Source organism: Streptomyces sirii, assembly GCF_045690365.1.
GTDB lineage: Bacteria > Actinomycetota > Actinomycetes > Streptomycetales > Streptomycetaceae > Streptomyces > Streptomyces sirii.
On sequence record NZ_CP147982.1, the window covers coordinates 1,297,817 to 1,309,527 of the forward strand.

14 protein-coding genes are annotated in these 11,711 nt (G+C 72.5%); 7 read left to right on the forward strand and 7 right to left on the reverse strand.

Features of this window, described 5'->3' with window-relative positions; genetic code table 11:
* The first annotated feature begins 111 nt into the window (after positions 1 to 111).
* The 3 genes from WAB15_RS06070 to WAB15_RS06080 all read left to right on the forward strand — a co-directional run bounded on the left by WAB15_RS06070 (position 112) and on the right by WAB15_RS06080 (position 2,695).
* On the forward strand, positions 112 to 528 hold the full coding sequence (locus tag WAB15_RS06070; RefSeq protein WP_399150650.1) for a hypothetical protein: 417 nt from the start codon (positions 112 to 114) through the stop codon (positions 526 to 528).
* A 92-nt stretch (positions 529 to 620) separates the two neighbouring features.
* On the forward strand, positions 621 to 1,223 hold the full coding sequence (locus tag WAB15_RS06075) for a carbonic anhydrase (RefSeq protein ID WP_399150651.1): 603 nt from the start codon (positions 621 to 623) through the stop codon (positions 1,221 to 1,223).
* A 17-nt stretch (positions 1,224 to 1,240) separates the two neighbouring features.
* Positions 1,241 to 2,695: a SulP family inorganic anion transporter gene (locus tag WAB15_RS06080; protein WP_407285590.1), complete on the forward strand. Its 1,455-nt coding sequence runs from the start codon at positions 1,241 to 1,243 to the stop codon at positions 2,693 to 2,695.
* 25 nt (positions 2,696 to 2,720) lie between these two features.
* Here the strand turns inward: WAB15_RS06080 and WAB15_RS06085 are convergent, their stop codons facing one another.
* On the reverse strand, positions 2,721 to 2,939 hold the full coding sequence (locus WAB15_RS06085) for a hypothetical protein (RefSeq protein WP_407285591.1): 219 nt from the start codon (positions 2,937 to 2,939) through the stop codon (positions 2,721 to 2,723).
* A 227-nt stretch (positions 2,940 to 3,166) separates the two neighbouring features.
* On the opposite strand from WAB15_RS06085, the gene WAB15_RS06090 reads away from it, so the two are divergent.
* Complete coding sequence (locus WAB15_RS06090; RefSeq protein WP_399150654.1) at positions 3,167 to 3,616, forward strand: nitroreductase family deazaflavin-dependent oxidoreductase; 450 nt, start codon at positions 3,167 to 3,169, stop codon at positions 3,614 to 3,616.
* Between the two features lie 3 nt (positions 3,617 to 3,619).
* Here WAB15_RS06090 and WAB15_RS06095 read toward each other — a convergent pair whose 3' ends face one another.
* The 3 genes from WAB15_RS06095 to WAB15_RS06105 all read right to left on the reverse strand — a co-directional run bounded on the left by WAB15_RS06095 (position 3,620) and on the right by WAB15_RS06105 (position 7,073).
* Positions 3,620 to 5,593 carry an ABC transporter permease gene (locus WAB15_RS06095; protein ID WP_407285592.1) on the reverse strand — a complete coding sequence of 658 codons (1,974 nt, stop codon included), beginning with the start codon at positions 5,591 to 5,593 and terminating at the stop codon, positions 3,620 to 3,622.
* Positions 5,594 to 5,717: 124 nt separating this feature from the next.
* A complete protein-coding gene (gene modA / locus WAB15_RS06100; protein WP_407285593.1) occupies positions 5,718 to 6,518 on the reverse strand; it encodes a molybdate ABC transporter substrate-binding protein in 801 nt (266 codons plus the stop codon).
* Between the two features lie 159 nt (positions 6,519 to 6,677).
* Positions 6,678 to 7,073, reverse strand: a complete 396-nt coding sequence (locus tag WAB15_RS06105; RefSeq protein WP_393493021.1) for a molybdopterin-binding protein — start codon at positions 7,071 to 7,073, stop codon at positions 6,678 to 6,680.
* 356 nt (positions 7,074 to 7,429) lie between these two features.
* On the opposite strand from WAB15_RS06105, the gene WAB15_RS06110 reads away from it, so the two are divergent.
* Entirely contained in the window at positions 7,430 to 7,849 is a 420-nt protein-coding gene (locus tag WAB15_RS06110) for a molybdopterin-binding protein (protein WP_407285594.1), read from the forward strand.
* A 57-nt stretch (positions 7,850 to 7,906) separates the two neighbouring features.
* Here WAB15_RS06110 and WAB15_RS06115 read toward each other — a convergent pair whose 3' ends face one another.
* Positions 7,907 to 8,437 carry a molybdopterin-dependent oxidoreductase gene (locus tag WAB15_RS06115; RefSeq protein ID WP_407285595.1) on the reverse strand — a complete coding sequence of 177 codons (531 nt, stop codon included), beginning with the start codon at positions 8,435 to 8,437 and terminating at the stop codon, positions 7,907 to 7,909.
* 233 nt (positions 8,438 to 8,670) lie between these two features.
* On the opposite strand from WAB15_RS06115, the gene WAB15_RS06120 reads away from it, so the two are divergent.
* Positions 8,671 to 9,801: a PucR family transcriptional regulator gene (locus WAB15_RS06120; RefSeq protein ID WP_407285596.1), complete on the forward strand. Its 1,131-nt coding sequence runs from the start codon at positions 8,671 to 8,673 to the stop codon at positions 9,799 to 9,801.
* Between the two features lie 40 nt (positions 9,802 to 9,841).
* Here the strand turns inward: WAB15_RS06120 and WAB15_RS06125 are convergent, their stop codons facing one another.
* The gene (locus WAB15_RS06125; RefSeq protein ID WP_407285597.1) at positions 9,842 to 10,249 is read right to left on the reverse strand and encodes a molybdopterin-binding protein; all 408 of its coding nucleotides are present in this window, start codon (positions 10,247 to 10,249) and stop codon (positions 9,842 to 9,844) included.
* A gap of 133 nt (positions 10,250 to 10,382) precedes the next feature.
* Positions 10,383 to 11,126: a dienelactone hydrolase family protein gene (locus WAB15_RS06130; RefSeq protein ID WP_407285598.1), complete on the reverse strand. Its 744-nt coding sequence runs from the start codon at positions 11,124 to 11,126 to the stop codon at positions 10,383 to 10,385.
* Positions 11,127 to 11,523: 397 nt separating this feature from the next.
* On the opposite strand from WAB15_RS06130, the gene WAB15_RS06135 reads away from it, so the two are divergent.
* Entirely contained in the window at positions 11,524 to 11,709 is a 186-nt protein-coding gene (locus WAB15_RS06135; protein WP_399150662.1) for a hypothetical protein, read from the forward strand.
* Positions 11,710 to 11,711 lie beyond the last annotated feature (2 nt).

Consider the following 11,711-nt stretch of genomic DNA (forward strand, 5'->3'; position numbering starts at 1 on the left):
ACATCCAAGAATGTCTTGAAACTTGGCGTCATTTCTTGTTAGCACGCGGGAAACCTATGTGCTGCACTATTGGGGGACGTTTTAGTCGTGTGGACGATCCACGGGGGAGCGATGCGACGGAAGGGCACCGGCATACGCCGCACACCGGCGCTGCGCGCATGCCGCTTCCCGCTGGCCGTCCTCGCCGTGATCCTCGCCGTCCTGCTCGGTGGCGCGTCAACGGCCGCCAGCGCGAGCGCACTTGCCATCGCAAAAGCCGGCCAGCCCGCGGGCACCAAGTCCGCCCAGCCGGCCGGCGACACCAACGAGGAAAAGACCAAGCGCGAGAACGAGCGCGGCAAGGCCCGCGGCTCCGCGCACACCACCGTCGGGGTCCCCCGGCACGGCGGCCGACCGCTGCCCCACGGCGACGTCCACCGGCTGCGCCACGGCGCCGAGGAGACCGACCCCGCCCCCGCACACAGCTCGACCAAGGCCGCGTCGAGACCGGAGAGACTCCCCGTCCTGCACTGCGTCTTCCGCTGCTGAGGGCGGTCGTGGCGGTCTGCCGCACCATCCGCACCTCGCATGTATCCGCCACCACCCCACAGTGGCACCCCTCATCAGCAGGAGACCTCCCAGTGGAGACCTTCATTCAGCATGCCCGGGGCCTGATGGCCCGTATCGCCGACCGGCGCGAGGAACAGGAGACCTACGGCCGGCTCGCGGCCGGCCAGTCGCCCCTCGCCCTCTTCATCACCTGCTCCGACTCCCGTGTCGTGCCGTCCCTGATCACCGGCGCGCGGCCCGGCGAACTGTTCGAACTGCGGACGGCCGGTAACGCCGTCCCCACCTACCAGGAGGGCATGGCGGCCTGCGCGGAGGCCGCCACCATCGAGTACGCGATGCGCGTGCTGCGGGTGGCCGACATCGTGGTGTGCGGCCACTCGCACTGCGGCGCGGTCGGCGCCAAGGCCCGCGGCGAGGACCTGACGGGTGCTCCCGCGGTCCGCGACTGGCTGGCGCAGCAGCTCTCCGACCAGTTGCCCGACGACGCGGAGCCGACCGTCTCGGCGGCGGTCCAGCAGCATGTGCGCGAACAGCTCGACCGGCTGCGCGGCTACCCCTGTGTCCAGGAGCGGCTGACCGCCGGCGAGGTGAACCTGCACGGCTGGTTCTACGAAGTCCACACCGGCATGGTGGCCGCCCACCATCCGGCCACCGACCTGTTCCTCCCGCTGTGAAGGCGCAGGTGTCCCTCATGAAGCAACTCACTTCCCTCCGGGCGGACTTCACCGCCTCGCTCGTCGTCTTCCTGGTGGCCGTCCCGCTGTGCGTGGGCGTGGCGGTCGCGTCCGGCGTACCGGCCGAGCTGGGACTCGTCACCGGTATCGTCGGCGGACTCCTCACCGGTCTGCTCCCCGGCAGCAGCCTGCAGGTCAGCGGCCCGGCCGCGGGCCTGACGGTGCTGGTCTTCGAAGCCGTCAAGGCGTACGGCGTCAGCGCGCTGGGTGCGCTGGTGCTGGCCGCCGGTGCCCTGCAACTGGCCATGGGCGCCCTCAAGTTGGGGCGCTGGTTCCGGGCGATCTCGGTCGCCGTCGTCCAGGGCATGCTGGCCGGCATCGGCCTGGTGCTGATCGCCGGACAGCTCTACGCCCTCACCGACGCCAAGGCGCCGGGCAGCGGACTGGCCAACATCGGCTCGCTGCCGGGTCTGGTCGCCGACACCGTACGGTCCCAGACCGCGCTGAGTGCGCTCGCCGTCGGCGCCGGCACCATCGCCGTCCTGGTGCTGTGGCCCCGCTGGCGGCGCGCGGCACGGATCCTGCCGGCGCCGCTGGCCGCGGTGGCGCTCGCCACCACCGCGGTCTGGGCGCTGGACCTGCCGGTCGCCCGGGTCGAGGTCAGCGGGCTGCTGGACGCGATCCAACCTCCCGGCCTCGCCGACCTGGGCAGGCTCGCCGACATCGGGGTGATCGGCACGGTGCTGGCCTTCGCGTTGATCGCGTCGGCCGAGTCCCTCTTCAGCGCCGCCGCCGTCGACCGGCTCCACGACGGGCCGAAGACCGACTACGACAAGGAGCTGATGGCCCAGGGCGCGGGCAACGCCGTGTGCGGTGTGCTCGGTGCGCTGCCGATGACCGCGGTCATCGTGCGCAGCGCCGCCAACGTCCATGCGGGCGCGAAGACCAAGGCCTCCCGTGTGCTGCACGGGGTCTGGCTGCTGGTGTTCGCCGCGGCGTTCCCGGCCGCGCTGGGCGTGGTGCCGCTGGCCGCGCTGGCGGGCGTCCTGGTGTACTCGGGCGGCAAGCTCATCCCGGTGCGCTCGCTGCGGCCGCTGTGGCGCGAACACCGCGGTGAGGCGGTCGTGCTGCTGGTCACCGCCATCGCGATCGTCACGGTGAACATGTTCGAGGGCGTCCTGATCGGTCTGCTGTTGGCCGTCGTGAAGACGGCCTGGGAGACCTCCCATGTCCATCTGGAGGTCGACGCCCCGGCCGACGAGGACGAGCCGGTGCTGGTGCGGGCCGTCGGCAACGCCACGTTCCTGCGGCTGCCGAAGATCCTCGACCAGCTCGACGCGCTGCCCGCCGACCGCGATGTGCGGCTCGACCTGAGCGGACTGCGCCACCTCGACCACGCCTGTGGCACGGCGCTGACGAACTGGGAGGAGCAGCACCGCCGTAGCCGTCAGACGGTGGAGCTGGTGTCCTGACCACGGGTCCCGGCCCGCCGCGCCGTCAGGGTGCGGCGCGGCCGGGAGGCCGCGCGGAACGTGCCGGCGCCGCCCGGCCGGCCATCGCGATCGCCACCGGTGCCGCACCGGCCATGACGGTCGGCGGGGCGGCCGCGGCCACGACGAAGAAGACCAGGTCACCGGTACCGATGGCGTTCCGTTGGAGGGTGGTGTGGGAGGCGGGCGGTGCGGCGGAGCCGGGAGTGAACCGCTGGGTGGTCATACGCGAGACCGTAGGGCGGCGGCACGGCCCGTGGAAGGGCGCGACGGACGGCGCGTTCAGGACACGACGGCGGGGCCGGGATGATTGCGCCCGCCTTGATTGTTGAGCGAAGGTCAGGCGATCACCGACGAGCGCCGACCGCGCGTCGGTGACCACAAACCGGTCGACGGTGATCGGTCGGTACGGCACCGGTCACCACTCGTGTCTTGGCAGATGGGACGGACAGCATGCCTCTTCAGGGTGAGTACGAACCGAGCCCGGCGCAGTGGGTGCGCGATCAGGTCGAACTGTACGAGCGCTCGGGCGGCACGGAGGGCATCACGATGCGCGGGATGCCCGTCGTCGTCCTCACCACCCGGGGAGCGAAGAGCGGAAAGATCCGCAAGAGCCCGCTGATGCGGGTGGAGCACGACGGCACCTACGCCGTCGTGGCCTCCCTGGGCGGCGCGCCCCAGCACCCGGTCTGGTACCACAACGTCGTGGCGGACCCCCGGGTGGAGCTCCAGGACGGCCCGGTGCGGCAGGACATGACGGCGCGTGAGGTGACCGGCGAGGAGAAGGCCCTGTGGTGGCGGCGCGCGGTCGAGGCGTACCCCGACTACGACGACTACCAGCGGAAGACGGACCGGGTGATCCCGGTGTTCGTGCTGGAGCCGGCGGCCGCACCGCACGGCTGACCCTCAGAGCGTCACGAGCAAGACCTCGGTGGCCTTGACGCTGGTCCATACGGACACCCCGTCGGCGAGGCCGAGTTCGAGGGCGGCCGATGGGGTGATTTCGGCCACCAGATCCGGGGCCTGCTGCGAGGTGACCAGTACCCGCAGCCGGCTGCCCGCCGAGGTGATCTCCCGTACGGTCCCGGGCCAGATGTTGCGGGGGCTGCCCGCGGGCTTGTCGAGGTGGACCGACACCGCCTCCGGGGCGATGATCGCCAGCGCCCGGGAACCCTCCGGAAGGGGGTCGGCGACGACGAGACGGCCGCCGTCGGCGAGCCCGAGACCGTCGCCGGTGGCGACGCCCGGCCAGGCGTTGCGGCCCAGCATCCGGGCGACCCAGGGGGAGCGCGGATGGCGGGTGACCTCGGCGGGCGGGGCGTCCTGGAGGGCTCGGCCGTCGTCGAGGACGAGGACGCGGTCGGCGAGCGAGACCGCCTCGACCGGGTCGTGGGTGACGATCAGGCAGACGCCGCCGAAGCCCGCGAGATGGCTGCGCAGGGTGTGGCGGACATGGGCGCGGGTGGTCTGGTCGAGGGCGGCGAGCGGCTCGTCGAGCAGCAACAGACGGGGCCGGGCGGCCAGCGCCCTGGCCAGTGCGACGCGTTGGGCCTGCCCGCCGGAGAGCTGGGCGGGCCTGCGGTGCGCGAGATGGCCCACGCCCAGCCGGTCGAGCCACTGCTGCGCGACGCGGCGGGCCTCGCCGCGGGCGGCGCCGTGGGCGCGCAGACCGTATGCCGTGTTGCTCAGGGCGCTCAGATGCGGGAAGAGCGCGCCGTCCTGGGGGACCCAGGCGACGCCGCGACGGTGCGGGGGCAGCGCGGTGACGTCGGTGTCGCCGAGGCGCAGCGCGGCGTGGGCGCGCGGGGTGAGGCCGAGCAGGGCGCGCAGCAGGGTGGTCTTGCCGGCACCGTTGGGGCCGACGACGGCGATGGTGGTGCCCGGTTCGGCGTCCAGGGTCAGCCGGTTGAAGCCGGTGACGTCGGCGTGCAGGGGCCAGCGTTCCCCGTCGGGGGCGGCGGGGATGGCGGGCGGTTCGCCGACGGGGGCGGACGGGGCCGGGGGGTCGGTGTCCTCGGCGGCCGGCACGTCGCGGGCCGGGCGGTCGGTGGTGGCACCGGTCCAGCGGCCGCGCAGGCAGATCAGCACGGCCATGGCGATGACGAGCAGCAGCAGCGAGACCGAGGTGGCGGCCTCCGGGGAGCCCTGGAGCAGCAGATAGACCTGGAGCGGCAGGGTCTGGGTGGTGCCGGGCAGATTGCCGGCGAAGGTGATCGTGGCGCCGAACTCGCCGAGCGCGCGGGCCCAGGTCAGCGCGGCACCGGCGGCGAGACCGGGGGCGACCATGGGCAAGGTGACCGTGCAGAAGACCCGGACGGGTGAGGCGCCGAGGGAGGCCGCGGTCTCCTCGTAACGGGGGCGCAGCCCGGCGAGCGTGCCCTCCAGGCTGATGACGAGGAACGGCATCGCGACGAAGGTGGCGGCGACCACGGCGCCCGAGGTGTGGAACGGCAGCACGATGCCGAAGGTGTCCTCCAGCCAGGGGCCGAGGACTCCGCGGCGGCCGAAGCCGAGCAGCAGGGCGACACCGCCGACGGTCGGCGGCAGCACCATCGGCAGCAGCACCAGCGAGCGGACCAGCGCCTTGCCGGGAAAGCCGACCCGGGCCAGCAGCCAGGCCAGCGGTACGCCCAGCAGCAGCGAGAGCCCCAGCGCCCAGAAGGAGACCAGCAGCGAGAGGCTGAGCGCTTCGGTGACGCCGGGGCTGGTCAGATGGGTGCCCAGCTCGCTCCAGGAGGTCCGGGCGAGGATGCCGACGAGCGGCATCAGCAGGAACGCGACGGCGACGAGCGCGGGCACCACCAGCGCGACGGGCGTACGGGTGCCGGGCGCGCGGCGCCTGCCCGCCGGGCGCGCGGCCGAAATGCGAAGGCGTGTCATCGGGCGTTCCTGGGACGGTTCCTGGAGTCGGGGCTGATCGGACGGCATGAGCCACCTCGAACGGCGGCGCGCACGGGGCTGTCCGCTCCCCCGAGCCGGACAGACCCGTGCGCGCCGCACACCATTACGGCTGCTGGAAGCCCGCCTGCCGCAGCAGCTTCTGCGCCGCCGGCGTGCTCAGCCACTTCACGAACGCCGCCGCGGCCGCCGAGTGCTCCGAGGCCTTCAGCGTCGCGGCCGGGTAGGAGGCGACGGCGTTCTGCGCGTCCGGGATGTCGACGGCGTCGACCTTCTTCGGCGCGGTGGCGGCGTCGGTCTTGTAGACCAGGCCGGCGTCGGCCTCGCCGAGCTCCACCTTGCTGAGGACGGCGCGGACGTTGGGCTCCTGGGAGACCGGCTCGACCTTGAGCTTCTGGGCGTCCAGCACCTGCTTGCTGTAGCGGCCGACCGGCACCTCGGAGGCGGCGAGCACGACCTTCAGGTCACTCTTGGCGAGGTCCTTGAGCGCGGTGATCTTCTTCGGGTTGCCCTCACCGGTCGCGATGACCAGGCGGTTCTTGGCGATGACGGTCGGGGCACCGGTGTCGACCTTCAGGCTGTCCATGGTCTTGGTGTCGGCGGTGACCAGGGCGTCGGCGGGGACGCCCTCCCTGACCTGGGCGGCCAGCTCCTGGGAGCCGGCGAAGGAGAACTTCACCTTCGTGCCCGGGTGGTCCTTCTCGTAGAGCGCGCCGGCCTTCTGGAAGACATCGGTCAGCGACGAGGCGGCCAGCACGGTCAGCTCCGCCTTGGTGGTGCCGCCGGACTTCGCGTCACCGTCGTCCTTCTTCTTGTCCGCTCCCTTCCCGCAGGCGGCGAGCGGAACGAGCAGGGCGGCGGTGACGATCGCGGCGGCGGCGCGGCGCCCGGTGATGAGCTGAGGCATGAGGCGTGACTCCTTGTGACGCGGGACGGCGGACGCCGCCCGAGCGGATGGGAAAAGCCGCGCCGTGGACGGGCGACGCCGCTGGGGTGGGGCGGCTGACGTCGGCACGGTGGGGACGGTTCGGCCGTGGTGCTGCCGCGGTAGGTCAGGTGCGATCGGTCAGGTGCGGTCGATGTGCACGCTGGTGGACTTCACACGGGCGGTGGCCTGCATGCCGACCTCCAGACCGAGCTCCTCCACCGCTTCCCGGGTCAGCAGGGACACCAGGCGGTGCGGACCGGCCTGGATCTCGACCTGGGCGGCGACATCGCCGAGCGTGACGGCGGTGACGATGCCCGGGAAGGCGTTGCGCGCGGAGGTGTACGAGCCGTCGTCCTCACCGGTGCCGTGCTGCGCCACCTCGATGGAGAAGGCGGCCAGATCGCGGCCGTCGATGAGGCGGCGGCCGCTGTCGTCGCGGTGGGTCGCGACTTTGCCGGCATCGGCCCAGCGACGCGCGGTGTCCGGGCTGACGCCCAGCAGCCGCGCCGCCTGACCAATCGTGTAGGACTGCATGTGCGACAAGATATGCAGCTCAAGCTCGCATCTGCAATCCACCGGGCAAACCTATATGGCAGATGCCAGCCCAACGCCGGGCGCCTTGGAGGAACGGACGAAGTACGGCGCCCCGGGCGGACGCGGGGAGGGGGCGCGGGGGCGAGGGGGCGCGGGACAGTCCGGCGGGCGTGCAGCGGACGGGGCAGGCGCGGGGAGGGCCGCGAGCGCGGCACTGACGGCTAGAGTGCCGATCACCGAGAGCGCAATCCGGGCATTTCACCCTCTCCCCTCTCCGGCACCCTCCCTCCCCTCTCCAACTCCCCCGCCCCTCCCCCACACAGTCCCGCCACCCCCTTCTCCCGCGAGGTACCTCCATGAGCCTGAGCATCCGCAACCAGATGTCCGGCACCGTCCTCACCCTCTCTCCCGGCGAGGTCATGGCCACCGTCAAGGTCCGCCTGGAAGGCGGCCAGGAGATCACCGCCGCGATCACCCTGGAGGCCGTCGAAGAACTCGGCATCGCCACGGGCTCCGAGGTCCGCACGCTGATCAAGTCCACCGAGGTCGCCCTCGCCACCGGCGCGGTCGACGGCCTCAGCATCCGCAACCAGATCCCCGGCACGGTCACCGATGTCACCACCGGCGGCGCGATGGCCGGCGTCAAGGTCGCGGTGGCGGGCGGCGAGCTGACCGCCGCGATCACCAGGGACGCGGTCGAGGACCTGGGCCTGGCCGCCGGTTCCGAGGTCACCGCGCTGATCAAGTCCACCGAGATCGCACTCGCCGCCGCCTGAGCACACCGCCCGGCGAAGTTCCCCGCCGGGCGGGTGACATCGGGGTTCCCGCAGCCGCTACGGCCGCTCCGGCGGGGCACAGGTGCCGACCCAGATGCCGCTGATCGCGCTGATGTAGCGCGCCCCGCAGCGGTCGGAGGGCACCACGAGCTGACTGCCCGTACCGTCGAGCCCGCGGCCGTCCATGGCCGTGGCCAGCAGGATCGGCGCGTCGCCGAAGTCCGGGTCGATCTCCGCCCAGGACAGCACCGTGTGGTGCCCGTCCCCGCCGGTGACGGTCAGCAGATAGCGCGAACGGTCCTTGCGCCGCCGGGCGTCGAAGGTGGGCTCCGCCGTGTCGATGACGTCCCGCAGCAGCGGCCCGTGGAAGGTGTGGTGCCGCGGTCCGTTCTTGGCGCAGTCGAAGACCACCGCGGCTCGGTGCTGCCGCCACCGCTCCCGCAGGTCGGCGACGGTCAGCGCGAGCGGACGGCGCAGCTGACCACGGATCACCAGGCGCCGGGCATCGGCCCGTACGGCATCCTCGGGCGCCGCCGCACGAACGGCGGTGGTGCGGGACGGCGGGTCGATTCGGCTCGTTCGCGTCATTGGAGTCCCCCTTGAGGCGATCCGTACAGCGGCGGCTGCCCCCCAGTGATGCCCGAGCGAGCCGGACTTGAACCACACATGCCACCTTCATACGCGCTTCGGCTTCGCTGTTGTGAGGGGAAATGGGGCATGAGGGCGGCATATCCGAGGTTTACGATGCTGGGACCCGCATTCGCCTCGTGAAGGAGAGCGTGCCGGAATTCGCCTCCGGCAGCCGCGCAAGGAGCCAGCACATGCACGTCCACGATCTCCTCCAGGTCGATTCGCTCGATCTGACCCTGCTGTGGGGCGAGGGCCCCCTGCTCGACCGGGAAATCCGCGGGGTCGACGCCACCGACCTCGCGGACCCGGCGGGGTCGCTGCGGCCGGGCGGGCTGGTGCTGAGCGGTCTGGGGTGGTGGGCGCCCGGCGGCGACCGCGGGCAGGCCGACCGCTTCGTCTCGGCGCTGCGCTCGGCCGGGACCGTCGCGCTGCTGGCCGCCGAGAAGGCGCACGGCGAGGTCCCCGAGGCACTCGTCGACTCCTGCCGTGCGCACGGGATGGTGCTGGTGGCGGTGCCCGCGCACACCACCTTCCGGACCGTCACCGAGGCGCTGCGGACGGACGAGCAGCGGGCGGCCGACGAGCTGGTCGCACTCGTCGACGCCCGCCCGGCCGACGGTGCGGCGCTCGACGCCGCGCTGCGCGCCTGCGGGCTGCCCGCCACCGGCCCGTACCGGGTGATGGTGGCCACCCTCGGCGGTGCGGACGGCAACGGGGCGGTGGGCGCGCTGGCCGAGGCGCTGCGGCACTCCCCCGGTGAGTCGTTCGCGGTCGGCGGGCTACCGGGTGGCGAGGCTGTCGCCGTCGTCCCTACGGCACCGGACGCCGAGGGACCGGGCGGCCACACCCCGCTGGGCGAGGTGTGGCCGGCTGTGCACGACCATCGGCAGGCGCCGCTGCACGCGGGGGTCAGCGCCCCGGCACCCGCCGCCGAGGGCCTCGGTTCCGCGCTGGACCAGGCCCGTTACGCCCTGGCGGTGGCCCGCTCCGAGGCGCCGGACGGTGCCCGGGTGATCCGCGTCGACGACCTCACCACGATGGGTCCCCTGTTCGCCGGGGTCCCGGCCGACGTCCGCAGGGCCTTCAGCAGCCGGGTGCTGGGCCCGTTGGCGCGCGGCGGCTCCGCCTCGCACCGGATGCTGCTGGAGACCCTGGAGGTCTTCCTCGCGCAGCACGGGTCATGGGCGCGTACCGCCGAGAAGCTCCGGCTGCATGTGAACACGGTGCACTACCGCATTCAGCGCATAGAGATGCTCACCGGCCGTGACCTGTCCCGGCTCGACCACAAACTGGACCTGCGGGCCGCGCTGCTGTGCCGCTGAGTCTGCCGGGCCGGACGGCCGGGCCCGGCCTCCCCGCGGCTCAACTCCGGTCGCCCGTCCGGTCGATATGCACATTGGTGGACTTCACCCGGGCGGTGGCGGTCACCCCGACCTCGATGCCCAGCTCCTCGACCGCCTCCCGGCTGACGACCGACACCAGCCGGTGCGGCCCGGACTGGATCTCGACCTGGGCGATCACATCGTCCACGGTCACCTTGGTGACGATCCCCGCGAACGAGTTCCGTACGGACGTCAGCACCTCGCCGGGCACCGGATGCATCCCGGCGGCGCGCTCCTTGGCGAACGCCGCCAGGCTCACCCCGTCGATCATGCGGTTCCCCGCGCCGTCCCGGTCCATCCGCAGCTGACCGCCGTCGGCCCACCGGCGGACGGTCTCCGCACTCACTCCCAGCAGCCCGGCTGCCTGACCAATGCTGTACGTCGGCACCTTGGCACTCTAGGGCAGCGGGGGGCGAAAGCTCGCCGCCTGGTCTTTTTCCCCTCCGCCCACCCCCCTACGGGGGGTGGGCGGGTGTAGAGGAGAGGCCCCCTCCCCCGCTCCCCCTCACCCCCTCACCCGCTCACCCGCTCAGATGCCGCCCGAAGAACTCGCACACCCGCTGCCAGGCCTCCTGCGCGACCTGCGGGTGGTAGCTGGGCCGGTTCACCGCGAAGAAGGCGTGCCCGGCGCCCTCGTACGTATGGAACGCATGGACCTTGCCGTGTTTGCGCAGCGCGTTCTCCAGCTCCGCCGTCTCCTCCGGGGACGGGTGTTGGTCCTCGGCGCCGAAGAGGCCGAGCAGCGGGCAGCCGAGGTCCTTGGCCAGATGGACGATCGGTTCGACGGTGAGCGGGGAGTCCTCGGGCGGGCGGCGGGTGATGAAGCCTCCGTAGCAGTCGACGGCGGCCTGCAGATCCAGGCTGCAGGCCGCGAGGAAGGACTGACGGCCGCCGGAGCAGTACCCGATGGTCCCCACCCGGTGGTTGGAGGAGCTCAGTCCGCGCAGATAGCGGGCGGCCCCGGCGACGTCCCCGACCAGGCGGGCGTCGGGGACCCCGCCGCGCGCGCGGGCCACCGCGGCCGCCTCGTCCGGGTCGGCGCCGGGCGCCTCGCGGCTGTAGAGGTTGGGGCAGACGGCCAGGAGGCCCTCGGCGGCGAACCGGCGGGTGATCTCCTTGCTGCCGGCGTCGTAGCCGGGCATGTGGTGGATGACCACCACACCCCCGACCGGCCCAGGGACGAGCGGCCGGGCGGCGTACGCCTCGATGAGGTCGCCGCCGTGGCCGGTGAGGGTGACGGTCTCTGCCAGGAGTGCGTCGTACATGGGGTCCCTGCCCTTGCCTCGGTCGGTGGCGGTAGGGGGCGGGCCGCGCGGCGGTGCCGGCCCCTGCGAGAGATCTTCCAGCGCCGGGAGCGCGTCGTGCGGCAGGCGCTACCGGTCAGGAGCCGGCCGGCCGATCCACCCGGCGCGCACGCCGAAGGACGCGGCCCGGAGGGGCGAACCCGCCGACCTTCACCCTGAGGGCCGTCACCCGGGCAGCTGCCACGTATCACCCGGCCGTCCGCCAACTCCCTTTGACCTGAAGGGAGTTGCTGGAACGCACAAGTGCGGCACGTATGACGTGAAGTCACACGAACCGCCTAATGTTCAGATTTTTCCCGTTGCGGCCCATAAAGGGCGATGTGAATCTGGTATCCCATTCGCCAAAGGAGTTGATCGCATGGTTACCGACCGCACAGCGCCCATCGAGACGGCCTCGCTGGCCGCAGAGGTCGAAGGACTGCTGGAACCCGCCGAGTCCGACGGTGTCTTCCGCGACACCCGCGAGTGCGCAGGTGCGCTGCTGCTGGCCGCGCTGCTCCTGCTCTCGCCTCCCACCCCCCGGCCCAAGACGGACACTCGCTGAGG

Bases quoted from the DNA above. Each gene is read 5' to 3' on its own strand.
- WAB15_RS06070 (WP_399150650.1), top strand. From the start codon at position 112: ATGCGACGGAAGGGCACCGGCATACGCCGCACACCGGCGCTGCGCGCA.
- WAB15_RS06080 (WP_407285590.1), top strand. From the start codon at position 1,241: ATGAAGCAACTCACTTCCCTCCGGGCGGACTTCACCGCCTCGCTCGTC.
- WAB15_RS06085 (WP_407285591.1), bottom strand. From the start codon at position 2,939: ATGACCACCCAGCGGTTCACTCCCGGCTCCGCCGCACCGCCCGCCTCC.
- WAB15_RS06090 (WP_399150654.1), top strand. From the start codon at position 3,167: ATGCCTCTTCAGGGTGAGTACGAACCGAGCCCGGCGCAGTGGGTGCGC.
- WAB15_RS06095 (WP_407285592.1), bottom strand. From the start codon at position 5,593: ATGACACGCCTTCGCATTTCGGCCGCGCGCCCGGCGGGCAGGCGCCGC.
- modA (WP_407285593.1), bottom strand. From the start codon at position 6,518: ATGCCTCAGCTCATCACCGGGCGCCGCGCCGCCGCCGCGATCGTCACC.
- WAB15_RS06105 (WP_393493021.1), bottom strand. From the start codon at position 7,073: ATGCAGTCCTACACGATTGGTCAGGCGGCGCGGCTGCTGGGCGTCAGC.
- WAB15_RS06110 (WP_407285594.1), top strand. From the start codon at position 7,430: ATGAGCCTGAGCATCCGCAACCAGATGTCCGGCACCGTCCTCACCCTC.
- WAB15_RS06115 (WP_407285595.1), bottom strand. From the start codon at position 8,437: ATGACGCGAACGAGCCGAATCGACCCGCCGTCCCGCACCACCGCCGTT.
- WAB15_RS06120 (WP_407285596.1), top strand. From the start codon at position 8,671: ATGCACGTCCACGATCTCCTCCAGGTCGATTCGCTCGATCTGACCCTG.
- WAB15_RS06130 (WP_407285598.1), bottom strand. From the start codon at position 11,126: ATGTACGACGCACTCCTGGCAGAGACCGTCACCCTCACCGGCCACGGC.
- WAB15_RS06135 (WP_399150662.1), top strand. From the start codon at position 11,524: ATGGTTACCGACCGCACAGCGCCCATCGAGACGGCCTCGCTGGCCGCA.